Source organism: Stenotrophomonas sp. SORGH_AS_0321, from assembly GCF_031453215.1.
Classification (GTDB): Bacteria; Pseudomonadota; Gammaproteobacteria; order Xanthomonadales; family Xanthomonadaceae; genus Stenotrophomonas; species Stenotrophomonas chelatiphaga.
In genome coordinates this window covers 3,895,542-3,921,092 of record NZ_JAVIZG010000001.1, presented here as the reverse complement: position 1 = coordinate 3,921,092, position 25,551 = coordinate 3,895,542, and the positions used below count along the sequence as shown (strand labels likewise).

At 67.4% G+C, this 25,551-nt stretch carries 20 protein-coding genes, 1 pseudogene and 1 riboswitch; of the genes and pseudogenes, 12 read left to right on the top strand and 9 right to left on the bottom strand.

Features of this window, described 5'->3' with window-relative positions; all coding sequences use genetic code 11:
* Positions 1-41 precede the first annotated feature (41 nt).
* From QE373_RS17690 to QE373_RS17675, 4 genes are all read left to right on the top strand, one after another.
* Positions 42-479, top strand: coding sequence for a rhodanese-like domain-containing protein (locus QE373_RS17690; protein WP_057509246.1), 438 nt, complete (start codon positions 42-44; stop codon positions 477-479).
* Positions 480-587: 108 nt separating this feature from the next.
* Complete coding sequence (gene secB / locus QE373_RS17685; protein WP_057509228.1) at positions 588-1,106, top strand: protein-export chaperone SecB; 519 nt, start codon at positions 588-590, stop codon at positions 1,104-1,106.
* Positions 1,107-1,126: 20 nt separating this feature from the next.
* Complete coding sequence (locus tag QE373_RS17680; protein ID WP_309689125.1) at positions 1,127-2,152, top strand: NAD(P)H-dependent glycerol-3-phosphate dehydrogenase; 1,026 nt, start codon at positions 1,127-1,129, stop codon at positions 2,150-2,152.
* Between the two features lie 190 nt (positions 2,153-2,342).
* Positions 2,343-3,518 (top strand): Fic/DOC family N-terminal domain-containing protein, encoded by a 1,176-nt coding sequence (locus QE373_RS17675; RefSeq protein WP_309689123.1) that lies wholly within the window; start codon positions 2,343-2,345, stop codon positions 3,516-3,518.
* Positions 3,519-3,657: 139 nt separating this feature from the next.
* On the opposite strand, the gene QE373_RS17670 is transcribed toward QE373_RS17675, so the two are convergent.
* A complete protein-coding gene (locus QE373_RS17670) occupies positions 3,658-4,233 on the bottom strand; it encodes an Ax21 family protein (protein ID WP_057509225.1) in 576 nt (191 codons plus the stop codon).
* 135 nt (positions 4,234-4,368) lie between these two features.
* Entirely contained in the window at positions 4,369-5,226 is an 858-nt protein-coding gene (locus tag QE373_RS17665) for an SDR family oxidoreductase (RefSeq protein WP_309689119.1), read from the bottom strand.
* Between the two features lie 98 nt (positions 5,227-5,324).
* Between QE373_RS17665 and QE373_RS17660 the strand changes: the two are divergent.
* A pseudogene (locus QE373_RS17660) lies at positions 5,325-6,213 on the top strand (LysR family transcriptional regulator).
* Between the two features lie 92 nt (positions 6,214-6,305).
* Positions 6,306-7,622: an EAL domain-containing protein gene (locus QE373_RS17655; RefSeq protein WP_309689114.1), complete on the top strand. Its 1,317-nt coding sequence runs from the start codon at positions 6,306-6,308 to the stop codon at positions 7,620-7,622.
* Positions 7,623-7,637: 15 nt separating this feature from the next.
* On the opposite strand, the gene pnuC is transcribed toward QE373_RS17655, so the two are convergent.
* The 3 genes from pnuC to QE373_RS17640 all read right to left on the bottom strand — a co-directional run bounded on the left by pnuC (position 7,638) and on the right by QE373_RS17640 (position 11,722).
* Positions 7,638-8,213: a nicotinamide riboside transporter PnuC gene (gene pnuC, locus QE373_RS17650; protein ID WP_185000417.1), complete on the bottom strand. Its 576-nt coding sequence runs from the start codon at positions 8,211-8,213 to the stop codon at positions 7,638-7,640.
* Positions 8,210-10,381, bottom strand: coding sequence for a TonB-dependent siderophore receptor (locus QE373_RS17645; RefSeq protein WP_309689109.1), 2,172 nt, complete (start codon positions 10,379-10,381; stop codon positions 8,210-8,212). The genes pnuC and QE373_RS17645 overlap by 4 nt, the downstream gene beginning before the upstream one ends.
* Positions 10,382-10,448: 67 nt before the next feature.
* Positions 10,449-10,544, bottom strand: a riboswitch (TPP riboswitch).
* Positions 10,545-10,585: 41 nt separating this feature from the next.
* The gene (locus QE373_RS17640) at positions 10,586-11,722 is read right to left on the bottom strand and encodes a phosphotransferase (RefSeq protein WP_309689106.1); all 1,137 of its coding nucleotides are present in this window, start codon (positions 11,720-11,722) and stop codon (positions 10,586-10,588) included.
* Positions 11,723-11,842: 120 nt separating this feature from the next.
* Between QE373_RS17640 and QE373_RS17635 the strand changes: the two genes are divergently transcribed.
* Complete coding sequence (locus tag QE373_RS17635) at positions 11,843-14,218, top strand: TonB-dependent receptor (protein ID WP_309689097.1); 2,376 nt, start codon at positions 11,843-11,845, stop codon at positions 14,216-14,218.
* Positions 14,215-16,359 carry a phospholipase C, phosphocholine-specific gene (locus QE373_RS17630; RefSeq protein ID WP_309689094.1) on the top strand — a complete coding sequence of 715 codons (2,145 nt, stop codon included), beginning with the start codon at positions 14,215-14,217 and terminating at the stop codon, positions 16,357-16,359. The genes QE373_RS17635 and QE373_RS17630 overlap by 4 nt, the downstream gene beginning before the upstream one ends.
* A gap of 12 nt (positions 16,360-16,371) precedes the next feature.
* Here the strand turns inward: QE373_RS17630 and QE373_RS17625 are convergent, their stop codons facing one another.
* The gene (locus QE373_RS17625) at positions 16,372-17,010 is read right to left on the bottom strand and encodes a response regulator transcription factor (RefSeq protein ID WP_309689091.1); all 639 of its coding nucleotides are present in this window, start codon (positions 17,008-17,010) and stop codon (positions 16,372-16,374) included.
* A gap of 81 nt (positions 17,011-17,091) precedes the next feature.
* On the opposite strand from QE373_RS17625, the gene QE373_RS17620 reads away from it, so the two are divergent.
* Both QE373_RS17620 and QE373_RS17615 read left to right on the top strand, forming a co-directional pair.
* Complete coding sequence (locus tag QE373_RS17620) at positions 17,092-19,476, top strand: transporter substrate-binding domain-containing protein (RefSeq protein WP_309689089.1); 2,385 nt, start codon at positions 17,092-17,094, stop codon at positions 19,474-19,476.
* Position 19,477: 1 nt separating this feature from the next.
* Positions 19,478-20,326 (top strand): ATP-binding protein, encoded by an 849-nt coding sequence (locus tag QE373_RS17615; RefSeq protein WP_309689086.1) that lies wholly within the window; start codon positions 19,478-19,480, stop codon positions 20,324-20,326.
* Here QE373_RS17615 and QE373_RS17610 read toward each other — a convergent pair.
* Positions 20,323-20,706 (bottom strand): c-type cytochrome, encoded by a 384-nt coding sequence (locus tag QE373_RS17610; protein ID WP_309689085.1) that lies wholly within the window; start codon positions 20,704-20,706, stop codon positions 20,323-20,325. The genes QE373_RS17615 and QE373_RS17610 overlap by 4 nt on opposite strands.
* Positions 20,707-20,713: 7 nt before the next feature.
* Positions 20,714-22,390, bottom strand: coding sequence for an electron transfer flavoprotein-ubiquinone oxidoreductase (locus tag QE373_RS17605; protein WP_057509211.1), 1,677 nt, complete (start codon positions 22,388-22,390; stop codon positions 20,714-20,716).
* Between the two features lie 372 nt (positions 22,391-22,762).
* Here QE373_RS17605 and QE373_RS17600 point away from each other — a divergent pair, with 372 nt between their 5' ends.
* Entirely contained in the window at positions 22,763-23,488 is a 726-nt protein-coding gene (locus tag QE373_RS17600; protein WP_309689082.1) for a polymorphic toxin type 15 domain-containing protein, read from the top strand.
* A 29-nt stretch (positions 23,489-23,517) separates the two neighbouring features.
* Entirely contained in the window at positions 23,518-24,681 is a 1,164-nt protein-coding gene (locus QE373_RS17595; RefSeq protein WP_309689080.1) for an acyl-CoA dehydrogenase family protein, read from the top strand.
* 368 nt (positions 24,682-25,049) lie between these two features.
* Here QE373_RS17595 and QE373_RS17590 read toward each other — a convergent pair whose 3' ends face one another.
* Positions 25,050-25,529 (bottom strand): tRNA (cytidine(34)-2'-O)-methyltransferase, encoded by a 480-nt coding sequence (locus QE373_RS17590; protein ID WP_309689078.1) that lies wholly within the window; start codon positions 25,527-25,529, stop codon positions 25,050-25,052.
* Positions 25,530-25,551 lie beyond the last annotated feature (22 nt).

Below are 25,551 nucleotides of genomic sequence, written 5' to 3'. Positions count from 1 at the left end.
TTGTGCGACAATCGGCGCCCGCTTATCGACCCGTGACCTGCGTGAATTACGAAGAGTTGGTGGCCTTTGCCGGCCGAAACCCCATGCTGTCGGCCGCCCTGGTGGGCCTGACCGCCGCGATCATCGTCACTGAAATCCGCCGCCTGTTCCGTGGCTACAAATCGCTCAAGCCTGCCGAACTGGTGCAGCTGATGAACGCCGGCGACGCCGTGGTGGTGGACCTGTCCGCCAGCAGCGACTTCGAAAAGGGCCACATCGCCGGCAGCAAGAACGTGCAGGCCAGCCAGTTCGGTCCGGAGCACAAGCTGGTCGCCGCGGCCAAGCAGCGCCCGGTGGTGCTGGTATGCCGTGCCGGCACCGCATCCGAAGCCGCTGCCAAGACCCTGAAGAAAGCCGGTTTCGAGCAGGTGTCCGTGCTCGACGGTGGCCTGCCGGCGTGGCAGCAGGCGGAACTGCCGTTGGTCAAGGGTCGTCATTGACCTGATAGCGCAGGCAGGGGTTGTGCACCGCATGGCCCGCCCCCATCGCTGTTGATGCAACATATCGATCAAACATAACGTTCAACGAATAATCTGGAGCAACAGGAAATGTCCGAAGAAAACACCAACGGCGCCGTCGCGCCGGTCGACGCCGCCAACGGCCCCGCGTTCACCGTCGAAAAGATCTACGTCAAGGACGTTTCCTTCGAATCGCCGAATGCTCCGAGCATCTTCAACGACCAGGTGCAGCCGGAACTGCAGCTCAACCTGAACCAGCAGGTGCAGCGCCTGGGCGAGAACGCCTTTGAAGTCGTGCTGGCCGTCACCCTGACCTGCAAGGCCGAAGACCGCACCGCGTACGTGGCCGAAGTGAAGCAGGCCGGCGTGTTCGGCCTGGTCGGCCTGGACCCGCAGTCGATCGACGTGCTGCTCGGCACCCAGTGCCCGAACATCCTGTTCCCGTACGTGCGTTCGCTGGTCAGCGACCTGATCCAGGCCGGCGGCTTCCCGCCGTTCTTCCTGCAGCCGATCAACTTTGAAGGCCTGTACGCCGAAACTCTGCGCCAGCGCCAGGAGCAGGGTGAAGCGTCTTCGCTCGCCAACTCCGAACCGGTCGGCAACGCCTGATCGGCGTCCCGACCCCGCGCATGAGCGATAACGCTGACAAAGTAGCCGTACTCGGCGCCGGTTCCTGGGGAACCGCGCTGGCCAGCCTGCTCGCCCGGCACGGTCTCCGGACCGTGCTGTGGGGACGCGATGCCGCGATGGTGGAAGCCATCGACCAGCGCCACGAGAACACCCGTTACCTGCCGGGCATCCCGCTGCCGGAATCGCTGCGTGCCACCACCGACATGGCGCAGGCCGTGGAAGGGGCGGCATGGATCCTGGTCGTGACCCCGTCGCACGCGTTCAACGAAACCGTGACCGCGCTGGCGCCGCTGCGCCCGGCCGGTGCCGGCGTGGCGTGGGCGACCAAGGGCTTTGAACCGGGCTCGGGCCGCTTCCTGCATGAAGTGGCGCGCGAGATCCTCGGCGACGACGTGCCGCTGGCCGTGGTCACCGGGCCGTCGTTCGCCAAGGAAGTCACCCAGGGCCTGCCCACCGCGATCACCGTGCACGGCGACGTGCCCGAATTCGCCCAGACCGTGGCCGAAGCCATGCACGGCCCCGCCTTCCGCGCCTATACCGGCGACGACATGCTGGGTGCCGAGCTGGGCGGTGCGATGAAGAACGTGCTGGCCGTGGCCACCGGCGTTGCCGATGGCATGCAGCTGGGCCTGAACGCACGTGCCGGCTTGATCACCCGTGGCCTGAACGAGATGCTGCGGCTGGCCGCGGCGATCGGTGCCAAGCCGGAGACCCTGATGGGCCTGGCCGGGCTGGGCGACCTGGTGCTGACCTGCACCGGCGACCTGTCGCGCAACCGTCGCCTGGGCCTTGCGCTGGGCCGCGGACAGACGCTGCAGGACGCCGTCCGCGAAATCGGACAGGTGGTGGAATCGGTGCAGACTGCCGACGAAGTGATGCGCCAGGCGCGCCGCTACGGCATCGACCTGCCGATCTCCGACGGCGTGCGCGCCGTGCTGCACGGCGAACAGACCCCATCCGAGGGCCTGCGTACCCTGCTGGCGCGCGAGCAGAAACCGGAATACCCGGACACGCTGTTCAAGTGACCCCAGCGACGCTGAACTGACGAACCCCGGCCAACGCCGGGGTTTTTCTTTGTGGGATGTCGATACCGCTAGCGCCGGGCCATGCCCGGCGGCTGTCCACTGAAAGTTAAAGAGTGCGCGTGACTTTTTAACTTTTCGTGGATAAAGTTAAAAAGATAGCCAGTCTTTTAAACTTTCGAGGTGATCGGCCATGCGACAGAGTGACGTAGCTCCGCACCTGCGCCAGCATCTCGTGCCGGTGGAGGGGAAACCCAACGTGCGCGCCATGGTGGCGCCGCCTACGCCGAGGGCGTTGCCTGCAGGATCCGGTTCGCCTGCACTTGCCCACGCCGCCAGCCAGGCGCTCGGCCGCCTCATCGGCGCGATGGAGGGATGGAACAACCCCGATATCCTGACCCGTACACTGGTCAGGCGCGAGGCCGTCCAGAGTTCACAGATCGAGGGTACAAAAACCGACCTCGACGAACTGCTGACCTATGAAGCGACGTGGAGCGCCGATGGCCTTCCACCAGACGTGCGCACCACCCAACACTACGTGGAAGCGTTGCAGTACGGGCTGGACACCGTGCGAAGCGGGGGACGCGCGGCGCTGGATTGCACGCTCGTCAAGCAGATCCATGCGATGCTGATGGAGCACGAGAACGTCCCAAAGGGCACTTACCGGGACATCCAGGCATGGATCGGCACCGGCCGGATCGAGGACGCAAGCTTTGTCCCCGCGCCGCCCGCCGATGTTGATGCGTGCATGCGCGATCTTGAACAGAACATGCTGCGTTACGCCCGCCGTGAAGATGAGCAGGGCGAGCTGACCGTGCTCGCCCAGATGGCGATCGCGCATGCGCAGTTCGAAACCATCCATCCCTTCAACGATGGAAACGGGCGGACCGGACGCATCCTGATGCCGCTCATTCTTGCCGCTGAAGGTCTGCCCCCGCTGTACCTGTCCGGGATGCTGATGCGTAACCGCAGCGGCTATTACTCCGCGCTCAAGCAGGTCCAGTTGCAGGGGAGATGGGGCCCCTGGATCGACATGACCTACCGTGCCGTGCTGGAGGCGGCGGGCGAGTGCGTATCCTTGGCCGACGATCTGCGGGCGATCGGGCGCGCGTGGTCGGAGGCCACGTCGGGTTATCGCAGCCACTCGGTGGTGCGGCGGCTTCCCGAGTTGCTGATCGAGCAACCGGTGGTAACCGCCAACACCGTTGCAGCACTGCTTGACGTCTCGCTGGTAGCGGCGAGCAAGGGCATCAATGAGCTGATGACGATAGGCATTCTGAAAGCGAAGGACCAACGGACGTGGGGCAGATCATTCCATGCGTCCGAAATCATTGATCGCCTGAGCAAGGCACCTGCCACTCCTCGCTGAGCACCGCGGAAAAAACCAAAAAAAAAGCCCGACCAAAGGCCGGGCTCGGCAGGCGTGTGGGAGAGAGGTCACACGCCGTTTCGCACTTACCACCACACCATTCTTTCAACTACGTATTACGCACTAACGACAGGCGTTCTTACCAGGTGAAGCGCGGACCGACGAACCACTCGCGGTCGCCGGCCTTGGCCAGCTTCACTTCGCCACTCAGGCCCCAGTTCTGGTTGAACTTGGCGGTGGCGCCGACGCGGCCATAGAACTCGCCGTCCGGATCGATACCGTGCTTCTTGCTGAAATCTTCGTACCCGGCCAGCGCATAGCCTTCGATCATCGGGGTGAACGCAGTGCGCACGCCGACTTCGGTCGAGTAGCCATTGAAGTCCAGGCCGCGCTTCGGATCGAACTTCTGGTACGCGACGCGAGCCACCAGATCGGTGGTCGGCGCGATGCCGTAGTTGTAGCCGACACCCAGGCGCCACTGATCGACGTCAGCGTTGCTGCGCTCGGTTTCCTGCGCGCTGTAATCACCAAAGATGTGGAAATTCGGATGCACCGCGACCGAACCCTTCACGCCCCAACCGTCGGCATCGCCGCCGCGGGCGTCGGTGTTCACGTAACCGCCTTCCACGTAGTTGTACGACAGGCCATCGGCAGCGGACGCCGCGAACGGCATGGCAACCACGAGACCCAAGGCCAGCAGGGAAATCTTGTTCATCGGGAAACTCACACCTTGCTTGTTTTTGGTTTGATCGAGAGCGAAGTACAACCGCTTTCGATATGTGAATTATCCGTTTGCTAGAGCAATGAACCCTGAATATTGAACTGACTGGTACATGAACTGAGTTCCTGTTCAGGGAACTCTGGATCTGCTGCAGAAGCGCTCACTCCCATCCACCGACACCGTCACTGCCTTGTGCGCTTGCAGTTCCCGCAGCCGCGCCTCCAGCCCGGCCTTGATCGACGCATAGGCGGTGCTGCCCAGCGCCAATCGCAGCGGCGGGCTGCCTGAATCGGCCGCGGCGATCATCGCGTCCACGGTTTTTCCGGCATCGCCGCGGATCACGAACGCGCCCGACGCAACCGCGCGGCGCACCTCGCCGGCGGGCGTGTCTTCATAGCAGTCCATGGTCGGCGCATGGTCCAGGCCGGTCGCGAAATTGGTACCGGTGGGGCCGGGCTCGGCGATGATGAAGTCGATGTTGAACGGCGCCACTTCCTGGCTCACCGACTGCACGAACCCTTCAATGCCCCACTTGCTGGCGTGGTAAACGCTGAAGTTCGGATAGGCGATCTGTCCACCTTCGGACGACACCTGCACGATGCGCCCGCCGCCCTGGGCGCGCAGGCGCGGCAGCAACGCGCGGACGAAGTGGATGCAGCCGGCCAGGTTGGTCGCCAGCTGGCGCTCGATCTGTTCATCGCTGACTTCTTCGCCGGCACCGAACAGACCGTAGCCTGCATTGCTGACCGCCACGTCGATCCGCCCCAGCCGCGCGAACGCTTCGTCCACCACGGCCGTGATCTGCCCGGCATCGGTCAGGTCCAGCGTCAGCACCTGCAGGGCCTCGCCATGCCGCGCCTTGAGGTCATCCAATGCGCCCGGGCGACGCAGCGTCGCCGCCACCCGGTCGCCGCGCGCCAGCAGGCGCTCCACCATCAGCCGGCCGAGGCCGGTGGAGGTTCCCGTGATCAACCAGTTGCTTGCCATGTGCGTGCCCTCGTGAGTGATGACCCCTGATGATGGGCTGCACGCGCTAGGATGATAATCCTCAGCAAACCGCACGAGTCAGTGAAATGGTTTCAGCAATCAAGACGCCCACCCTGGCTGACCTGCGTGCCTTCATGGCGGTGGCCGAACATCGCAGCTTCCGTCGCGCGGCGGACCTGCTGGGTTTGACGCCGTCTGCCCTCAGCCACACCGTGCGCGGGCTGGAAACCAGTCTCGCCACGCGCCCTGCTGCACCGGACCACGCGCAGCGTCTCGCTCACCGAGGGCGGCGAGCAGCTGCTGCAGCGCATCGGGCCCTTGCTCGGGCAGTTGAACGAAGCGCTGGAAGACGCCAGCGGCGCAAATGGGCGCGTCACCGGCACCCTGCGCATCAATGGCAACGCCGGTGCGATCAGCCTACTGTTGCGCACCGTGGTGCCGACCTTCCTGCAGCGACATCCGGACGTGCACCTGGACCTGGTGGCCGAGGGCAAGCTGGTGGACATCGTGGAGCAGGGCTTCGATGCCGGCATCCGGCTGGCCGAGGCGGTGCCGAGGGACATGGTCGCGGTGGCGCTGGAACCTTCCCTGCGCTTCCTTGCAGTGGCAGCACCCATTTATCTGCAACAGCATCCTGCGCCCCAGGTGCCGGACGATCTCATCCATCACCAGTGCATCCGCCAGCGCCTGCCCAGTGGCAAGCGCTATCGCTGGGAGTTCAGCCAGCGGGGGCAGGAAGTGGTGATCGACGCACCGGGCACGCTCACCCTCGACAACAGTGCGCTGATGGTGGAAGCGGCGGTGGCGGGCCTGGGTATCGCCTACGTCCCGGAAAGCAACGCACGCCGTGCGCTGGACGAAGGAACACTGCTGATCGTGCTGGAAGACTGGAGTCCGCCCGGCGCCGGATCGCAGCTGTATTTCCCCGCCAACCGGCACATGCCGCCAAGCCTTCGTGCACTCATCGAGGTGATACGTGAAGGTTGATTAACACTTGCTGCGCCGCATCAGTACCATGGCGAAAAAAACAGTGGACCTGCATGCTCCAGACAGGAAGTGCGCGTAGTCGACGGGAGTGGGTGACCCGCAAGTTCCCCGATCACGCGCAATGGCCGCGCGTGAAGCGCCTGCTGCACCTCGGCGGGGTGGTCTGCACGCTGCACGGCGTGGCCTGGGCCACCTACTACGGCACCCATGGCATGACGATGCTGGCGTGGGTGCTGTGTGCGCTGACCCTGGTGGGCGTGGCCTGCTTCGTCATCGCCAACCGGCGTGCCAGGCTGTCGATCGTGCTCATCGCGCACGTCCTGCTGCTGATGACCATCTTCGTCAGCCTGGCCGAAACACCCACCGCAGCGGCGGCACGTTCCACCCACCTGTTCCTGCTGCCGATCGGTGCGGCGACCTTCTTCCTGTTCCGCAGTGAAGGCGTCTACCTGCGCTGGATCCTGCCGACGCTGTGCATGGTCGCACTGGTGTGGCTGGCGATCGATCCGGTCAGCCTCGGTGCGCGCCTGGAGCGGCTGCCGGACGGCGTGCGGAAGATCCGCCACGGCTTGAACACGCTGACCGCGATGGGGCTGACCGGTGGCGTGCTGGCGATCTTCCGCGAAGACCTCGGCGAGCAGATGAACCAGTACTCGGCGCTGGTGCGCGGCATCACCCAGCGCGAACTGCGCGCGTTCCTGCAGCCGCAGGTCGCGCTCAACGGCCAGGTCGTGGGGGCCGAGCTGCTGCTGCGCTGGGACCGGCCCGGGCATGGGCTGCAGTCACCGGCCAACTTCATCCCCCTGGCCGAACAGACCGGGCTGATCCATGAAATCGGCCTGATGGTGCTGCGCCGTGCGTGCGTGCAGTTGGCCGACTGGTCCGTGCTGCCCGGCGTCAACACGTGGGTGCTGTCGGTGAACGTGAGCCCGCTGCAGCTGGCCTCGGCGACATTCGTGCAGGACGTGCGCGAGATCGTGCGCAGCACCGGCGCCCCGGCCACCCGGCTGCGGCTGGAGATCACCGAATCGGCGCTGGCCCACGACCACGCGCAGATCGCCTCGACCATGAATGCCCTGCGCGAGGACGGCGTGTCCTGGTCGCTGGATGACTTCGGCACCGGCTTCTCGTCGCTTTCGCTGCTGCAGGTGCTGCCACTGGATGAGCTGAAGATCGACCAGACCTTCGTGCGCGGCATGGGCGAAGACGCAAGCCATCGCGAACTGGTGCGCAAGATCATCGAGATCGCTGCCATCCTCGGGGTGTCCACCGTGGCCGAAGGCGTGGAAACCGAACAGCAGCGCGCGTGGCTGGCCAGCATGGGCTGCCGGGTGTTCCAGGGGTATCTGTTCGGCCGGCCGGTGACCGCTGATGACTTCCATGCCACGCACGTGGCACCGCGGGTCTGATGGTGTACGCGTGCGCTACCGGTAACCCGGGTGGCGGGCGCTGGCCGACCACGCGCGCACGCCGAGCATCGCCAAGCCGATGAACACCACGTACAACGCGGCGGTCACGTGCAGCGACTTGAACAGGTAGACGCCGATGTAGATCACATCGACGAAGATCCACAGCCACCACGCCGCCACATGGCGACGCGCCTGCCACCACTGCGCGACCAGGCTCAGCGCCGCCAGCAATGCATCCAGCCACGGAATCGCCGCGTCGGTGAGGGTATGCATGCCGGCACCGAGCGCCAGCCCGAAGGCCACGCCGATGCCGAGATCGCGCACCACGTGCCGCGCCGGCAGCGGCACGATGCTGACCCGGCCATCGGCCTGCGCGCTGTGCCGCCAGCTCATCCAGCCGTAGACCAGGAAGCCACCGAACACCACCTGCAGCAGCGTGTCCGAATACAGGCGGGCCTCGGCGAACACCAGCGCATACAGCGCCACCGAGGCCAGCCCGATCGGCCAGCCGATCAGCCGCCGCCGCGTCATCAGCCACACGCCGGCGATGCTCAGCGCTGCGGCCGACCACTCCAGCAGTTCGGCGTTCATAGCGCGATGGTGACCGACAGGCGCGCCTGCCGAGGCGCACCGGCGAACAGGTAGTAGTCACCGGCGCTGCTGCCGGTATCACGCCAGTAGAACTTGTCGAACACGTTGTCCACCGACAGCCGCCACGTCACCGGCTGCTGGCGCAGCGTGTGCTGGTAGCGCAGGCCCAGGTCGACCACGCTGTAGCTGGGGACGCGCACGCTGCCATCCACCGTGGCGGTGTTGGACGAGGCATAGCGCCAGCCGCCGGTGACGCCCACGCCGGTGGCGAACGGCAGCGCGTAGTCCAGGTGCACGGTGGCCCGCGTTTTCGGTACGTTGACCAGCTGGTGGCCCTCATAGGCGGCGGTGGCGGTATCGCGTGCACGCGCCTGCAGCACGCTGGCGCTGGCAGTGACCTGCAGCTGCTCGGAGATGCGCCCGTTGGCGGTCAGTTCCAGCCCGGTGTGGGTCTGCTGGCCTTCCTGCACGAAGGTGAAGCCGGCATCGCTGTCGTCGGCCTTGGCGTACTGGAAGGGCTGGCTGGTGCGGAAGATCGCCGCACCCAGGGTCAACGCATCGCTGGCGCCGTACTTGATGCCCACTTCCAGCTGCCGCGACAGCACCGGCGGCAGGAACTCGCCGTCGTTGGACGTCCAGAACGGGGCCTCCTGGCCCAGCGAAATGCCGCGCACGTAGCTGACGTAGGCGTTCACCTGGTCGGTCGCGTTCCAGATAAGCGCGGTCTGCGGCAGGAAACGTGAGATCCGGCTGTGCCGTTCCGGGTTGCCGCGCTTGTCGTAGGCGCGTTCGTCCAGCCGCACCATGCGCCCGCCGGCCAGCCACTGCCAGTCATCACCGAAGCGCATGCGGTCCAGGACGAACAGGCCATCCTGGCGGCTGTCCAGGCGACGCACGGAGGCGCCGGGCTGCAGCGGCGAGGGCGCGAACACCGGCACCTGTGGATCGTGGATGTTGGCCGTGCCGACGTACTCGTTGACGTTCTGGCGCTTGTCCACCGTACGCCGGAAGGTATCTGCGCCGAAGCTCAGCTGGTGGGTGATGCGGCCGGTGTCGACGCTGCCACGCAGTTCGGCGCGCAGTTCCTGGTTGACCCGGGTGTCGTCCGGGCTGCGGTAATCGTAGATGTCATAGTCGCCATCGGGCGCGAAATAGTTGCCCGGCACGCTGCCATCGGCGCACTGCGCGGCGTAGTAGCAGCCGTAGGCGAAGGCCACGTTGTCATCGATCACCGAACGGCTGTGGCTGGCCGACACCCGCGACTGCCAGCGTGGACCCAGTTCAAAGGTGTGCAGGGCGGTCAGGTTGGTGCTGGCAATGCCGACCGGCTGCTGCCACGGCTGGTAGCCCAGCATCTTCGAGCGGTCCACCGCGCGCGGCAGTTCGGTCGCGCCCAGCAGCTGGAAGCCCGATGCCGAACGCTGTGCGCTGGTCTGGTAGTTGGCATCCACTTCCAGCTTGCCGCGTTCGCCGATCAGCCAGTCCGCAGCCAGCGAATAGAAGTTGCGACGCCCGTCGGCGTGGTCGATGTAGGACGCGCTGTCTTCCCATGCGGCATTGACGCGCACGCCGAAGCGCGGCGTCAGCCAGTGGCCCACGTCCACGGCGGCATGACGGGTGCCTTCCGAATCAGTCCCCAGGGTGACGGTGCGCACTTCGGCAGCGCGCTTGCCGACGTAGTTGATGATGCCGCCCGGCGCCATCACCCCGGCAGCCAGCCCGGCTTCGCCCTTCAGGATTTCCACCTGCTGGATGTTCTCCAGCGCGATGCGCTGCTCGCCGGTGGTGGCCAGGCCATTGAAGCGGTAACCGGTGGCGGTATCCAGCGCGAAGCCACGGATGGCGATGTTCTGGTAATAGCCGACCGGCGCGTAGCTGTCGCCCAGCGAGGCATCGTTGGCGGCGACTTCGCTCAGCGTGCGCACCTGGCGGCTGTCCAGCAGGCTACGGTCCAGCACGTTCACCGAGGCCGGGGTGTCCTTCCAGCTGGCCGCACCGAAGCTGCTCGACGGCGTGGTGGCGGCCGGGGCCTGCTGGGCCTGCACGCGCACGGCAGCCAGTTCAGTCGGGGAACGCGGGGAGGATTCGGCGCTGGCCTCGGCAGCGTGCAGCGGCAGCGCGGCACAGAGGGCAACGGTCAACAGCGTAGGGCGCAGGCAGCGGTTCATTCGATTCGTCATCAACAGGAAGAAAGACGAAGCGACGGCGCGCGCGCAGTGGCCCTGCGGGCCCATGCGCTTGCTGCTCAAAGCTCCCTACGCCGGTGCAAACCGGATCAGGTTCCAAGGGACTCTCTCAGCCTGGTCAAACCAGGCACCCCCGCTTCAGGCCCTCATTTCACACCAAAACGGGCGAAGAAGCGAATCAGCCGCTCAGGCGGCGCCGCGCAGCGTGGCCAGCAGGCCTTGCCCGGCGGGGGTGCGGAACCAGTCGGCGTGGCCGAGCAGGAAGGTCCGGTAGGCCAAGTCGGCGTTGGCGCGGGAGCCGGTGATGGCGTGGAAATACTCCACTTCGGACAGCGCGAAATCCAGGTGCACCACGGGCAGCAGGTCGGCCAGCAGCCGGACCTGGTCGGCCGACAGCGGCCGCGCATCGCGGTAGCCGACCAGCAGCGCCAGTGCGATGTCACCGCGTACCGCCTGTGCGCCACGGTCCAGTTGCAGCCACGCGACGGCATTGCGTTCGATTGCCGTAGCCAGGTCGTACAGCGCGCTGGTGGGCGAGGCCAGCCCGAAATCAAGCACGGTGCTGACCGTGCTGGCGCCGCTGCCGGTCTGCCACAGCAGGTTGGACACATGCCAGTCGTTGTGGCCCCACAGGCGGGGCTCGGCGGCCAGCCGTGCGGCCAGCCCGCCGTGCCAGGGCAGGATCGCGCGCTGCAGGTCGGCCTGCCACGACGTGTCGGCCAGGTAAGCGGCCAGCCCGGTACGTTGGGGCAACTGCGCGCTGAGCAGCGCGATCGGGTCCTCGGCGCGGATCAGGTCATCGCGCGCGACCAGCAGGTGGGTCGCCCGCTGCGGTGCGTGGAAGCTGTCCGAGGCGGTGTGCAGCAGGGCCAGCATGCGCCCGGCCTGCCAGGCCTGTTCCACGCTGGCCGGCGGCGTCCACGAGGGCACATCGCGGTACAGGTCCTGCCCCGCGCCTTCGCCATGTACTTCGAAAGTCCAGTCACCGTGCGCCACCGCCGTCGCGCCATCCTGGTCGGCGATGACGCGTGCTACCGGCACCCCATGGGCGGCCAGGTGCGCGATGAAGCGATGCTCTTCGGACAGCACCGCAGCGCTGCGCACGCGGTGGTGATGGCGCTTGATGAAGAAGCGCCCCTGCTGGGCTTCCACCAACGCCGCTGCGGAAAACGGCCGCGGGCTGTGCCACAGCAACCGGCAGTCGCCGTGCAGCAGCTCGAACCGCTGCTGCAGCCACGCGATCTCGCCGGCGCTGATCGCAGGCCAGTCGGCTGGGACCTCGTCGTTGTCGAGGCCTTGGACGTGGTGGGCAGGAGTGGTCATGGGCAGGCTTCAGCAGGGACGCCATGGTACTCCGCCGGCGCGGCTGCGCTTTGCGATGTCATGCCCACGTCATTGCGCCTGCCAATACTCCGGCCGACCCCACCCCCATGACCTGACCCGATGCCCGCTCCCGGACGTAGCCGTTATCCCCGCGTTTCCCTGCTCGCCGCCATGTTGCTGCCCGCCCTGCATGCCCATGCGGCCGAAGAAGGCGCGCCCGCTCCCGCCGACGCTGCGCGCACGCTCGACCAGGTGCAGGTGATCGGCCAGGCCACCAGCTATTCCAAGACCTCGGTCAGCAAGGAAACCATCAACCGGCAGACCATCCTGAGCAGTGTCAACAACGCGCTCAACGAGTTGCCGGGCGTGGTGGTCAGCGAGGCCGATGCCACCGGTTCGTCGGTATGGGGCACGCAGATCAGCATGCGCGGTTTCGTCACCAACCGCGATACGCAGCAGATCGGCACCACCATCGACGGCCTGCCCAATGGTGGGTCCGGCTACGGCGGCGGCTCGCTGGCCAACCGCTACATCGACACCCTGGACCTGGAAACGGTGGAAGTCAGCCAGGGTACGGCGGACATCTCATCGCGCTCCAACGAAGCGCTGGGCGGCACGCTCAACTTCCTCACCAGCGATCCGCTGCAGGAACAGCGCGTGCGCTTCGTCGTCGGCGGCGGTGACAACGACGCGCGCAAGTATTACGCCCGCTTCGATACCGGCCTGCTGGGCGGACACACCCGCGCCTGGATCAGCGCTTCCTCGGCCGAGGTACGCGACTGGATCGACGGCAGCGGCCGTACCAGCAACGACCACGTGGCCGCCAGGTTCGTCACCGAACTGGATCGCTGGACGCTGGGCGGCTACGCCTCCTACAACGATGCCAACGAACCGGAATACACCAGCGTTTCGCCGGCCAGTTTCGCCACCAACCCGGACCGCGATGGTCTGGTCGGCAACCTGACCGGCATCCCGAACCTGGACCAGAACTTCCGCTCCGGCTCGCGTGCGCTGCGCGAGAACACCTTCGGCTACCTGCGTGCGGCCTTCGACGGCGGCACGGGTTTCAAGGCCAGCGTGGCCGGCTACGCGCACAGGATGGAAGGCCGTGGCGACTGGCTGCCGCCCTACCTGGTGCAGGCGCGCGAAGACGGTGGGGGCAATCCGGAATCCGAGTACCGCGGCGGCGACACCGTGTACGGCGGCTCCGCGCTGGGCCAGTTCTATTTCGTCAACCCCGATGGCAGCGCCGCGCAGGTGATCCCCGGCTGCACGCCGCGTGCCGGCTTCACTGCCGAGTACGACCCCAACTGCTACGCCGCAGGGGTGCAGGGCGTCCAGTCCTATCGCCACTCGCACTACGACAACGACCGCGCCGGCTTCACCGCGGACGTGGAATGGAAGCAGGATTTCGGCCGCATCGACAACACCGTGCGCGGTGGCATCTGGGTGGAAAACGTGGACCGCAGCGTGCGCCGCGATTGGCACCGCCTGCTCAACGTCGGCACGGAAATCTCCTTCGACAACGTGCCGTACTGGGTGCAGTTCGAAGACCGCTACAAGGTGGACGAGCAGATGTACTACGTCGAGGACGTGGCCCGCTTCGGCCCGTTCAGTGCACGCGTAGGCGTCAAGCAGTTCTTCGTCGACCAGAAGCGCCAGCGCACGATCGGGGCGGCGGAGAACGTGCGTTCGGATTCCAAGTCCGATCCGCTGCTGTCCGCCGGCGCCACCTGGACGCTGCCGGTGCAGGGCCTGGAAGCCTTCGCCGGTTACTCGCAGAACTTCGCCGCCATTCCATCCGGCGTGCTCGGCGAAACCGATGCACAGCGCTTCGCGCGGGTGGAGCCGGAAACCGCGGACAACATCGAACTGGGCCTGCGTGTCAGCCGCTGGCCGCTGACCGGCTCGATCACCCTGTACAACATCAAATTCGACAACCGCATCGTCTACCTGCCCGCGCGCCTGGCCGACGGCATCGACTACCTGGACGAGACCGATGGCGTCTACGAAAACTTCGGTGGCGTGGAAAGCTCCGGCGTGGAAGCCGCGCTGGGCTACGGCTGGGACAACGGCTGGCGCATCAACGGGGCCTACACGTACAACCGCTCCGAATACCTGGGCAGTGGCAACGCCGCGCGCGATGCCGAACTGGGCATCGTCGACGGCGCCGATGTGATCGGGCAGCCGCGCCACATCCTGGTGATGTCGGCCGACTGGCAGGGCGAACGCTGGAACTTCGGCGTGTCCGGCCGCTACCTGGGTGAGCGCTACCTGGACGCGTCCAACGCCAACAGGCTGCCGTCGGCCACGGTATTCAACGCCAATATCGGCTTCGACCTGCAGGACCTGTCGCCGAAGCTGAAGGGCGTGGGCGCCAGCTTCGTGGTCAGCAACCTCACCGATCGCCGCTACCTGTCCGGGGTGGATGGCAGCGATACTGCGTTCATCGGTGCACCGCGCACCGTGGGCTTCTCGGTACGGGTAGATCTGTGAGCGAACAGCAGCACACACCGCACGATAGCGGCCGCCGCCGCCTGCTGCAGGGCGGCGTGGCGGCCGGCATCGCCGTGCTGATGCCGAGCATCGCGCGCGCGGCGGCGATCGCCCCGGACGCGCGCACGCGCAGCCTGCAGGACCTGCAGCACATCGTGGTGCTGATGCAGGAAAACCGTTCGTTCGACCATTACTTCGGCACCCTGCCCGGCGTGCGCGGTTTCGGTGACCGTTTCGTGCCGCCGGCCCCGCCGCTGCAGCCTGGCCACCCGACCCGCACGCTGTGGCTGCAGCCCAACGCCGCCGGCACCCACGGCATCGCCCCGTTCCCGCTGGATACCGCTGCGCACTTCGGCCACATGCGCGTGGAAGGTACCCCGCATACCTGGCCTGATGCGCAGAAGGCGTGGGACCACGGGCGCATGGCGCACTGGCCGGCGGCCAAGCAGGACCATGCGATGGGCTATTACCAGCGCGCCGACCTGCCGTTCCAGTTCGCGCTGGCCGAAGCGTTCACCGTCTGCGATGCCTACCACTGCGCGATGCAGGCCGGCACCAACCCGAACCGGCTGTTCCTGTGGACCGGCCACAACGATCCGCAGGCGCAGGCCGGCGGCCCCGCGGTCGCCAACTCGCACGACAACTTCCCGGAGCTGGGCGGCCACGCCGCGTCCTACACCTGGACCACGTACGTCGAACGGCTGCAGCAGGCCGGCGTGGACTGGCGCATCTACCAGGACATGGCCGACAACTTCACCGACAACCCGCTGGCGGGGTTCGAGGCGTTCCGACAGGCCTGGCGGAACGCGCCCGGGCATGACGCCGAACTGCGCGAGCGCGCGGTCAGCACGCGCGGACTGGAGCAGCTGCGCCAGGACGTGCTGGACGGGCGCCTGCCACAGGTCAGCTTCCTGATTGCCGATGCCGCCGGCAGCGAGCACCCGGGCCCGTCCAGTCCGGCACAGGGCGCGGCCTACACCGCGCAGGTACTGGATGCGCTGACCGCCGATCCAGCGGTGTGGAGCCGCACCGCGCTGCTGCTGATGTTCGATGAGAACGATGGATTCTTCGACCACATGCCGCCGCCGGCGCCGCCTTCGGCCGACCCCGCGCTGGCCGCTGGATGGGCCGGTGCGTCGGTGGTGGATACCGCAGGCGAGTACCACCGGCATCCATCGCCGGGCAATGAAAAGCAGGACGAAGCCGCGCTGCGTGGCCGCCCCTATGGGCTGGGCCCGCGCGTGCCGATGTACGTCATTTCACCTTGGAGCCGCGGTGGCTGGGTGGATTCGCAGGTCTACGACCACACCTCGGTGATCCGCCTGATCGAGCGGCGCTTCGGCGTGGCTGCGCCGGATATCTCAGCGTGGCGGCGCGCGGTGTGTGGCGACCTGACCGCCGCCTTCGACTTCTCCCAGACCGACAACCGCCCGTTCGCGCACGCACTGCCGGCCACGGCCGCAACCGCCGCGCGTGCCGCTGCCCTGCCGGCGCGGACCGTGCCGGTGCCCCCGCAGGCCCCGCAGCCGGCGCGACAAGAGCCCGGGATACGGCCCGCGCGTGCGCTGCCCTACCGCCCCGGCGTGGCCATCCAGACCGATGCGGAGGCTGCCGAGGTCCGGCTGACGCTGGCCTGCGAGGGCGCCGCCGCCGTGCTGCACGTCTACGACCTGCTGCGGTTGCAGGCGCTGCCGCGTCGCTACACCGTGGGACCGGGCAAGGACCTGCAGGGCATCTGGCCGCTGGATGCGGAACAGGGCCATGACCTGTGGGTGCTCGGCCCGAACGGCTTCCATCGGCGCTTCCGCGGCAGCGCCCAGGCGCCGATGCCGGTCGAAACAGAGATCGAGCGTGTCGCAGACAGCATGGTCCTGCAGCTGCGCAACCCCGGTCCGGCGCCGGTCACGGTAGCGGTGCGCGGAAACGCGTACCCGGGCCTGATGCCGGAGCGGACGCTGGCGCTGGCCGCTGGCGAAGCCGCACGCATCCGCTGGCCGGCGGCCGCGACCGGCGCCTGGTACGACCTGGACGTGCAGCAGCCAGGCACTCGCCAGCGGCTGGCCGGGCGCGTGGAAGACGGCCGGCCCGGCAGCAGTGATCCGGCAATGGCGCATGCGCCGCTGCGGTTCGACCTGGGATGAACCGCAGCGGGACTACAGCTGGCCGTTGCGCAGGTAATCGAACAACTGCGCATCGCTGTTCAGCCCCAGCTTGAGCATCGCATCGCCCTTCTGGCGGCTGATGGTGCTGGCACTGCGATGCAGCAGCGTGGCGATGTCCTTGACCGTCATGCCCTTGCCAAGCAGGCGCAGCACCTCCACTTCGCGCGGTGACAGCGGGCGGCCTTCGCCTTCCACAATCGCGCTGCTGCCGGCTGCTTCCACGCGTTCCTTCAACGACAGGCTGACGTAGGGCAGGCCGCGGTGAACCGTGCGGATGGCGACGGGCAGTTCGTCCATCGACGATCCCTTGTCCACCAGTCCCAGCACGCCGGCGTCGCGCACCATGCGCAGGATCGCCAGGTTGCTGGACACGCTGAGCATCAGTACCGGCAACAGCGGATAGCGTCGACGGATCATGCTGATCATCGCAAAGCCATCCGGCACGGTGCTGTCCGGCATCGAATAGTCGGTGACCAGCACATCGCACGGGTGGGTGGACAGGTAGGCCAGCAGGTCCTGCGCGGTGGCGGCCTCGGCCACGACTTCGCCGACGCCGCTGCCGTGGATGACCGACCGGGCGCCGATGCGAACCACCGGGTGGTCGTCAGCGATGATGATGCGAAGCGTCATGCTCTAGTATGGCCCCGGGTGACATGGGTTGGGTGGGAAGCAGGCATCGACGATATCCCTATTCTAAGGAGAGCGAACCTGGTGCGCACGATCCTGGCTCACTGCCGAGGATGCGGCATGGGCGTGCTGTTGTCGCTGTTGCCTGCGACGGCATGGGCCACGCCCCCTGCGCCGCGCGCCGACGCAGCGTCGGATTCCCGGCCCCACGCGGTGCTGTCGGTGGGGGTCTACGACAGCGGCTGGCCGCCCTTCGAGTTCGTCGAAGGGGACCGGGTGCGCGGGCTGGGCCCGGACACGCTGGCTGATCTTGCGACACGGATGGGCGTGACGCTGGACTATCGTCGTTATCCCAACTGGCCGCAGGTGCTGGAAGCCGCCTGCCGCGGTGACATCGACGTGGTGATGAACGTGTCGCCCAGTGCCGCGCCGAGCCGCTGCCTGGCCTACAGCACGTCGTATGCGACTGCGCCGCTGGCCGTGGTGGGGCGCAGCGATGACCTGCGCGCGTCCAATGATCCGGACCTGGCGGGCCTGCGCGTGGTGAGCGAGCAGGACTTCCTGACCCAGGCGCAGATCCGCACCCGTTTTCCCGCCGCGCGGCAGCTGGCTGCGCCGCACACGCTGGATGCGCTGCGGATGGTGGCGCAGCAGCAGGCCGATGTGTTCATCGGCAACGCCTACGTGGCCAATCAGCTGATCCACGACAACGCCCTGCAAGGCATCGCGCTGCTGCGGCCGATCGACATGGACCTGGACGCGCTGCACTTCGGCGTGTCCCCATCCAGGCCGGCGCTGCTGGAGGCGCTGGACCAGGCGATGGCGCGGCAGCCGGCATCGGTGCGTGCGGGTATTGCCGCGCGCTGGCTGCGCGTGCCGGTATGGTCTGCGCCGGCGCGGCAGGCATTGGACCAGGTGGAGCGCCGCGCGCTGTCCACGCCGCTGCGTACCGGTTTCGCCCCGAATGCCGCACCGCTGTCCTTTGCCGATGCCGATGGACGGCCTGCGGGGCTGGCGAGCGAGTACCTGCAGCGGCTGCGCCAGGCCGGCGCCACGCTCACCCCCGAACCCAGCCACGACTGGTTCGACCTGCGCGAGAAAATGCGTCGCGGCAGTATCGATGCGGTTATGGGGGTGCCGAATGATTCCCGTTACCTGGGCGAAGGCTGGGTGTTCAGCCAACCCTTCATCAGCATGCCCAATGTCATCGTGACCGGGCCCGGCAGCGGCACCGTGCTGGACATGGATGACCTGTCCGGCAAGCGCGTGCTGCTGTCTGATCCGGAGCGGCTGCGGCTGCCGGTGCTGCAGCGTGCGCCGGAGGCGCGCATCCTTGCGGCACGCAGCGCCGAGCAGGCCCTGCAGCGATTGCTCGACGGCGAAGCACAGGCCTACATCGGCAACCTGGCGATCGTCGACCGGCTGCTGCGCGAGCGCTTTCCCGGTCAGTTGCAGGTGGCCGCACCGGCCGGCTTCGACGATGACCTGTCGTTGGCGGTGAAGCGCGAACACGCCGGCCTGGCGACGCGGTTCGATCGCCTGCTGCAGGAAATGGGCCCGCGCGAACGCGAGGCACTGCGCAATGACTGGCTGGCCGTGGCCTACCAGGGCGGCAGCGACTGGCGTGCGCTGGCGCGCTGGGGAATTCCGCTCGCCCTGGTGCTGCTGACCGCGTTGCTGGTGCACCTGGTGGGTTACTGGCGGCTGCAGCGCGAAGTGACCAGCCGTCGACAACTGGAACAGCGCCTGGCCGATGTTACCCGCAACCTGCCGGCGGTCGTCTACCAGATGCGTCGGACAGCCGATGGCGGTCTCGATTTTCCCTACGTGGCCGGCGACATGCAGCCCCTGTTCGGCATCGACCCGCAGCAGGCGATGGCCTCGGCGCAGGCCCTGCTGGAGACCATCGACGTGCGCGACGTGGCGGACGTGCAGGCGTCCATCGAGCGCGCCGCGCGCGACTTCCTGCCGTTCGAACTCGAGTTCCGCACCACCGGCATGCCGGGGTCGCCGCGCTGGGTGCGCAGCCAGGCCCAGCCGTATGCAGCCGATGCCGGTACGGTCACCTGGAGCGGCTACTGGGTGGACATCAGCGAGGCGCGCGCGCAGGCCGATGCACTGGAAGCGGCGATGGCCGCGGCCGAGCAGGCGGCCGAGGCGAAGGCCCGCTTCCTGGCGACCATGAGCCATGAAATCCGCACCCCCATGAGCGGCGTGCTGGGCATGCTGGAGATGCTCGCGCATACGGCCCTGCAGCCCGCCCAGCGCACCCAGGTGGAGGAAGCGGAGTCCGCCGCCCAGGCGCTGCGGCAGATGCTGGACGACATCCTGGACTACGCCAAGATGGATGCCGGTGCGCTGCGCCTGGATCCGTTGCCGATGCCGCTGCGGCCGCTGCTGGAATCGCTGCAGCAGCGTCATGCACCGCAGGCGGCGGCCAAGGGCCTGGGCCTGCGGCTGGAGGTGTGACGTGCGGCTGGCGGCCACCCACGAAGTGGATGGGCTGCGCTTGCGCCAGGTGCTGGAAAACCTGCTGGACAACGCCATCGCTTTCACCCGGGAAGGGGAGGTGGTGCTGCGTGCGGAGGTGCTGGAAGGCAGTTCGCCGAGCCTGCAGGAACTGCGCCTGCAGGTCATCGACACCGGCATCGGCATGCAGCCGCAGCAGCTGCAGGCCCTGTTCCAGCCCTTCGCCGACGTTGATGCCGCCGCCCCGCACCATCCCGGTGGCATCGGCCTGGGACTGACGCTGTGCCAGCGCCTGGTGCAGCTGATGGGCGGGCGGCTGCTGGTGCACAGCGTGGCCGGCAAGGGAACCGAGGTCGACGTGCTGCTGCCGTTGCCGGTGGCCAGCGATGACGACGTGGTGGCCGCGGTGCCGGGTCCGGGCAGCGTGCCGCCGCTGCCGGTGCACCTGCGCACGGCACGGGTGCTGGTGGTGGAAGACCACCCGACCGCGCAGGCGATGATGGCCTGGCGGCTGCAGCAGCTGGGCGTATCGCACGCCGTTGCGGCCGATGGCCGGGAAGGACTGGAGCTGCTGGCGGCCTCCGCGTTCGACATGGTGATCAGCGATTGCCGCATGCCGGTGATGGATGGCTACGCGTTCACCCGCCTGCTGCGCGAGCGCGAACAGCGCCAGGGCGCTGCGCGCCTGCCGGTGGTGGCATTGACCGCCAGCCTGCTGGAGCAGGACCTGCGGCGTTGCCGTGAAGCGGGCATGGATGAGGTGCTGACCAAGCCCTTGTCGCTGGCACAGCTGCGGCAGTGCCTGCTGCGCTGGCTGCCTGCTTCGCCGGTGGGCGCTACCGGCGCCTAGCGTGCGTTCTGCTGCAGGTATTCGATGACCAGCCGGCGCCGTTGCGGATCCGGGAACGCGTTGTACATGCGCGTTCCCGGAACACTGGCAGCGGGTGAGCGCAGGAAGGCGTCCAGGGTCTGTTCGCTCCACACGATGTCCGCTGCACGCATGCCATCGGAGTAGGCATAGCCGGCCAGGCTGCCTGCGCGCCGTCCGAACACGCCGTGCAGGTTCGGGCCGTAGCGGTTGATGCCGCCGGCGTGCACGGTGTGGCAGCCGGCGCAGATGGCGAAGGCGCGCTCGCGTTCGAACGCGGCGGCCTGCGCCGGATCCTGCGGCGCAGCGGCATGACAGGCGCCCAGCAGCGCGACGCTGGCCAACAGCAGCAGGATCCGCATCGTCGGATCACATGCCGGCGTAGTTCGGGCCGCCGCCACCCTGCGGGGTGACCCAGACGATGTTCTGGGTCGGATCCTTGATGTCGCAGGTCTTGCAGTGCACGCAGTTCTGCGCGTTGATCTGCAGGCGCTTGTCGCCCTCGCCGCCGACGAATTCGTACACCCCGGCCGGGCAGTAGCGCGCTTCCGGCCCGGCGTATTCTGCCAGGTTGACCTGCACCGGGATGCTGGCGTCCTTCAGCGTCAGGTGGCTGGGCTGGTCTTCGGCATGGTGGGTGCTGCTCAGGAACACCGAGCTCAGCTTGTCGAAGGTCAGCACGCCATCCGGCTTGGGATAATCGATCTTCGTGTGCTGTGCCGCCGGCTCCAGGCAGGCGTGGTCCGGGGTGCTGTGGCGCAGCGTCCACGGCGCGTTGCGGATGCCCAGCTTGGGCAGCAGCCATTGCTCGATGCCGGTCATCAGCGTGGCCACCGCCTGGCCCTTCTTGAACCATTGCTTGAAGTTCTTCGACTGCTGCAGCTCGGCATGCAGCCAGCTGGATTCGAAGGCCTGCGGATAGGCACTGAGCTCATCGTGCTGGCGGCCGGCCGCAATTGCATCGAAGGCCGCGTCGGCGGCCAGCATGCCGGTCTTCAGCGCCGCGTGGCTGCCCTTGATGCGGCTGGCATTGAGGTAGCCGGCTTCGCAGCCGACCAGCGCACCGCCGGGGAACACGGTTTTCGGCAGCGACAGCAGGCCACCGGCGGTGATCGCACGTGCGCCGTAGCCGATGCGCTTGCCGCCTTCCAGGTGCGTGCGGATGGCGGGATGGGTCTTGAAGCGCTGGAACTCTTCGAACGGGCTCAGCCACGGGTTCCTGTAATCCAGCCCGACCACGTAGCCGATGGAGACCTTGCCGCCTTCGGCGTGGTACAGGAATGCGCCACCGTAGGTGCTGCCGTCCAACGGCCAGCCTGCCGCATGCACCACCAGGCCCGGTTCGTGCTTTGCCGGATCGATCTGCCACAGCTCCTTGATGCCGATGCCGTAAGCCTGCGGATCGCGGCCTTCGTCCAGCTTGAAGCGGGCGATCAGCTGGCGGCCGAGGTGACCGCGCGCGCCTTCGGCGAAGACGGTGTACTTGGCCAGCAGTTCCATGCCGCGCTCGTAGTTCGGGCCATGCCGACCGTCTTTTTCGATGCCCATGTCGCCGGTGGCCACGCCGATGACTTCACCATTCCCGCCGTACAGCACTTCGGCGGCGGCGAAGCCGGGGAAGATCGCCACCTCCAGCGCTTCGGCCTGCTGGGCCAGCCAGCGGCCCACTTCGCCCAGGCTGACGATGTAGTTGCCTTCGTTGTGGAAGCATTCCGGCAACAGCGGCTTGGGCGTGGTGCGCGCGCCGGTTTCACTGAGGAACAGGAATTCGTCGCGGGTGACTTTCTGCTTCAACGGCGCGCCGCGCTCGGCCCAGTCGGGGAACAGTTCGGCCAGCGCACGGGGGTCCATCACCGCGCCGGACAGCAGGTGTGCGCCCGGTTCGGAGCCTTTTTCCAGTACGCACACCGACAGCTCGCTGCCGGCTTCGATGGCGCGCTGGCGCAGGCGGATCGCCGTGGCCAGGCCGGCGGGGCCGGCGCCGACGACGACGACATCGAATTCCATCACTTCGCGTGGGGGCAGTTCGGTGGCTTCTGCGCTCATGGATGACCTGACTCTTGGGTAGACCGCCGTGCTGCGGGGCGGTGGTTGCCTGGAATAACGCACGTGCTGCCACGGCGAAACGGGTGTTTGAATCCATCAGGTTAACGGCTGGCCGACGGATCGGCCAGTTGCCCGGCGCGATGTGGGCTGCACCGGCCACGGGACGCGTCCGGCGGGTGCTGGATGCTGCAATGCAGCAGGCGCACTGCGTCGCACGCGAACCGTTGACGCGGTCCGATATAGCGCGCATCGACATCGATGGTCGCTTCCATTGTTTCTCTTGAACGATGCGCGTTATGAGCAGGCCATCGCCCAATGAAACAACCACTTATTCCTACGCTGTGGCGGACAGTGGGACGAGAGGAATGCGCGATGTCACGCCGGCAGGTCCGCGACGCATCAGGGTTCTACGCGGTGCCGGGCCGCATGGATCCGCTGGCGGCGCGAGACAACCTGCTACGGCGTGCCCCTGCCACCCCGGCGCACTGTGCCCTGGCGTGGGTCCTGGCGCGCGTGGCCGATTGCCTCGCCGGTGCCGGCATGAGCTGCCTGCGGCTGGTTTTCTCCCCGCAGAAACTCGATCACGGCAAGTACAACGAACTGGATCGTCAGCTGGCCGGGCAGCAGGCAGGCCTCAACGCGCTGACGGTGGAGGAATACCTCGGCGCACGCGCACGCTTCGACCCCCGCGCCCGTGATCCAGGCATCGCACGTCGCGCGCGACGTTCATGGCGGGACAAACTGGCCGCAATGCATGGCCAGGCGCTTGCCGGGCAGGGCATCGCCCCCGCCGAAGCCGGCGAGCGCGCCGCGCGGCTGGCTGATCAGCAGATGCGCAGCCTGCATGCGCTGCACAATCCGGACCGGGTGGTGGGCGGGCACGATCTGATCGGCGACTTCGGCGACGGCCAGGTCAACTGCACCATCGGCCGGCAATGGACGCTGGCACGCCGGGGGGAGGTCTCGCGCGTACAGCAGCTGGATGCGGCCGCATCGCGGGTGCCGGCGTGGCTGCGCGGGAGCACGCGGATGAACGGGCAGCTGGTACGCGAAGCGCCTGCCGTCCTCGACGCCGCGCCCCCGCCCCCACCACAATGACCGCGATTCCGCCCCACCTGGTGCATCCGATGCGACTTGATCCCTGCGACCTGTTCGATGTCCGTTCCCTGCTCAGCGACGAAGAGCGCGCGGTGCAGGACAGCGTGGCGCGCTTCGTCGACCAGCGCGTGCTGCCGATCATCGGCGACTGCTTCGACCAGGCGCGTTTTCCCGCTGAACTGGTGCCGGAGATCGCGTCGCTGGGGCTGCTCGGGGCGACGCTGCCGCCGGCGTATGGCGGCGGTGGGATGGACGCGGTGGCCTACGGGCTGATCTGCCAGGAACTGGAGCGCGGCGATTCCGGCCTGCGCAGTTTCGTGTCCGTGCAGAGTTCGCTGTGCATGCATCCGATCTTCGCCTATGGCAGCGAAGCGCAGCGGCTGCGGTGGCTGCCGGCGATGGCCCGCGGTGAACGGATCGGCTGCTTCGGCCTGACCGAAGCGCACGGCGGATCGGATCCTTCAAGCATGAAGACGCGTGCGGTACGCGAGGGTGACCAGTGGCGCCTGGACGGCAGCAAGATGTGGATCACCAACGCGCCCATCGCCGATCTGGCCATCGTCTGGGCGCAGACCGAAGACGGCGTGCAGGGCTTCGTGCTGGAACGCGGCATGGAAGGCTTCAGCGTGCAGGAGATCGGCCGCAAGATGAGCCTGCGTGCGTCGTCCACGGGTGCCTTGTTCTTCGACCAGGTGCAGGTGCCGGAGGCCAACCGGTTGGCGGGCGTGGTGGGCATGAAGGGGCCGCTGGGCTGCCTGAACCAGGCGCGGTTCGGCATCAGCTGGGGTCCGATCGGCGCGGCCATCGCCTGCCTGCGCGAGGTGCTGGCGTATGCCGGCCAACGCGAACTGTTCGGCCGGCCGCTGGCGGCCACCCAGAGTGCGCAGATCAAGCTGGCCGACATGGCCCGCCGGATCACCGGTGCGCAGCTGCTGGCCCTGCAGTTGGGGCGGCTGAAGGAGGAGGGCAGGTTGCAGCCGCAGCAGGTAAGCCTGGCCAAGTGGAACAACTGCCGGATGGCGATCGACATCGCACGCGAATGCCGTGACCTGCTGGGTGCGGCGGGGATCACCACCGAGCACGCCGCGATCCGGCATGCGCTCAACCTGGAATCGGTGATCACCTACGAAGGCACCGAGACGGTGCACCAGCTGGTGATAGGCCGCGAACTCACCGGCCTCACTGCGTTCTGAGTTTTTCCGCAAAAGCGGCAGAATTCTTGCGTTGGTGGGGCGGGTCCATGGCGGCCATGGAGCCTTCGGTAGCGCCGACCCATGGTCGGCGGATCTTGGGGGAGGAGGGTCTGATGGTTGCCGCCGACCATGGGTCGGCGCTACCGCTTTTCCTTTTTTTCATTACGCGGGCGGCGGCCACCGGAACCTGTCAGAGGGCCGGGCGGTGGGGCTGGGCGGGGGCGTTGAGCGCCATGGATGGCGCGAAACGAGGCCCGCATGGACGCAGCTTTTGCCGTCCCCCGACCAGCCCCACCGCCCGGCCCACCCCCAGCCGCGGCTTCAAACAACAGCCACCCGCGAGGGGGTCCAACCCGTTCGACCCACCCTCACGCCCCGCCGGCGAACCCGTGCTGGCGCCACGCTTCGTACATCACCACCGCCACCGTGTTGGACAGGTTGAGGCTGCGGTTGCCCGGCCGCATCGGCAGGCGCAGGCGGCGGCCATCGGGCAGCGTATCCAGTACATCCTGCGGCAGGCCGCGGCTTTCCGGACCGAACAGGAAGGCATCGCCGTCTTCGAACGGCACGCTGTCATGGCGGACGCTGGCGCGGGTACTCAGGGCAAACAGACGGTTCGGTGCGATGCGGGCCAATGCCGTATCCAGGTCCGGGTGCACATGCAGGCGGGAATACTCGTGGTAATCCAGGCCGGCGCGCTTGAGCTGCTTGTCGTCCAGTGCAAAACCCAAGGGTTCGACCAGGTGCAGGTGCGCGCCGGTGTTGGCGCAAAGACGGATGACATTGCCCGTGTTGGGCGGTATTTCGGGCTGGAACAGCACGACGTGGAACGTGGGGACCTGGCTCATCGACGCAGTGTAATGCGCGGCG

Bases quoted from the DNA above. Each gene is read 5' to 3' on its own strand.
- secB (WP_057509228.1), top strand. From the start codon at position 588: ATGTCCGAAGAAAACACCAACGGCGCCGTCGCGCCGGTCGACGCCGCC.
- QE373_RS17680 (WP_309689125.1), top strand. From the start codon at position 1,127: ATGAGCGATAACGCTGACAAAGTAGCCGTACTCGGCGCCGGTTCCTGG.
- QE373_RS17675 (WP_309689123.1), top strand. From the start codon at position 2,343: ATGCGACAGAGTGACGTAGCTCCGCACCTGCGCCAGCATCTCGTGCCG.
- QE373_RS17670 (WP_057509225.1), bottom strand. From the start codon at position 4,233: ATGAACAAGATTTCCCTGCTGGCCTTGGGTCTCGTGGTTGCCATGCCG.
- QE373_RS17665 (WP_309689119.1), bottom strand. From the start codon at position 5,226: ATGGCAAGCAACTGGTTGATCACGGGAACCTCCACCGGCCTCGGCCGG.
- pnuC (WP_185000417.1), bottom strand. From the start codon at position 8,213: ATGAACGCCGAACTGCTGGAGTGGTCGGCCGCAGCGCTGAGCATCGCC.
- QE373_RS17645 (WP_309689109.1), bottom strand. From the start codon at position 10,381: ATGAACCGCTGCCTGCGCCCTACGCTGTTGACCGTTGCCCTCTGTGCC.
- QE373_RS17640 (WP_309689106.1), bottom strand. From the start codon at position 11,722: ATGACCACTCCTGCCCACCACGTCCAAGGCCTCGACAACGACGAGGTC.
- QE373_RS17635 (WP_309689097.1), top strand. From the start codon at position 11,843: ATGCCCGCTCCCGGACGTAGCCGTTATCCCCGCGTTTCCCTGCTCGCC.
- QE373_RS17625 (WP_309689091.1), bottom strand. From the start codon at position 17,010: ATGACGCTTCGCATCATCATCGCTGACGACCACCCGGTGGTTCGCATC.
- QE373_RS17610 (WP_309689085.1), bottom strand. From the start codon at position 20,706: ATGCGGATCCTGCTGCTGTTGGCCAGCGTCGCGCTGCTGGGCGCCTGT.
- QE373_RS17605 (WP_057509211.1), bottom strand. From the start codon at position 22,390: ATGAGCGCAGAAGCCACCGAACTGCCCCCACGCGAAGTGATGGAATTC.
- QE373_RS17600 (WP_309689082.1), top strand. From the start codon at position 22,763: ATGTCACGCCGGCAGGTCCGCGACGCATCAGGGTTCTACGCGGTGCCG.
- QE373_RS17595 (WP_309689080.1), top strand. From the start codon at position 23,518: ATGCGACTTGATCCCTGCGACCTGTTCGATGTCCGTTCCCTGCTCAGC.
- QE373_RS17590 (WP_309689078.1), bottom strand. From the start codon at position 25,529: ATGAGCCAGGTCCCCACGTTCCACGTCGTGCTGTTCCAGCCCGAAATA.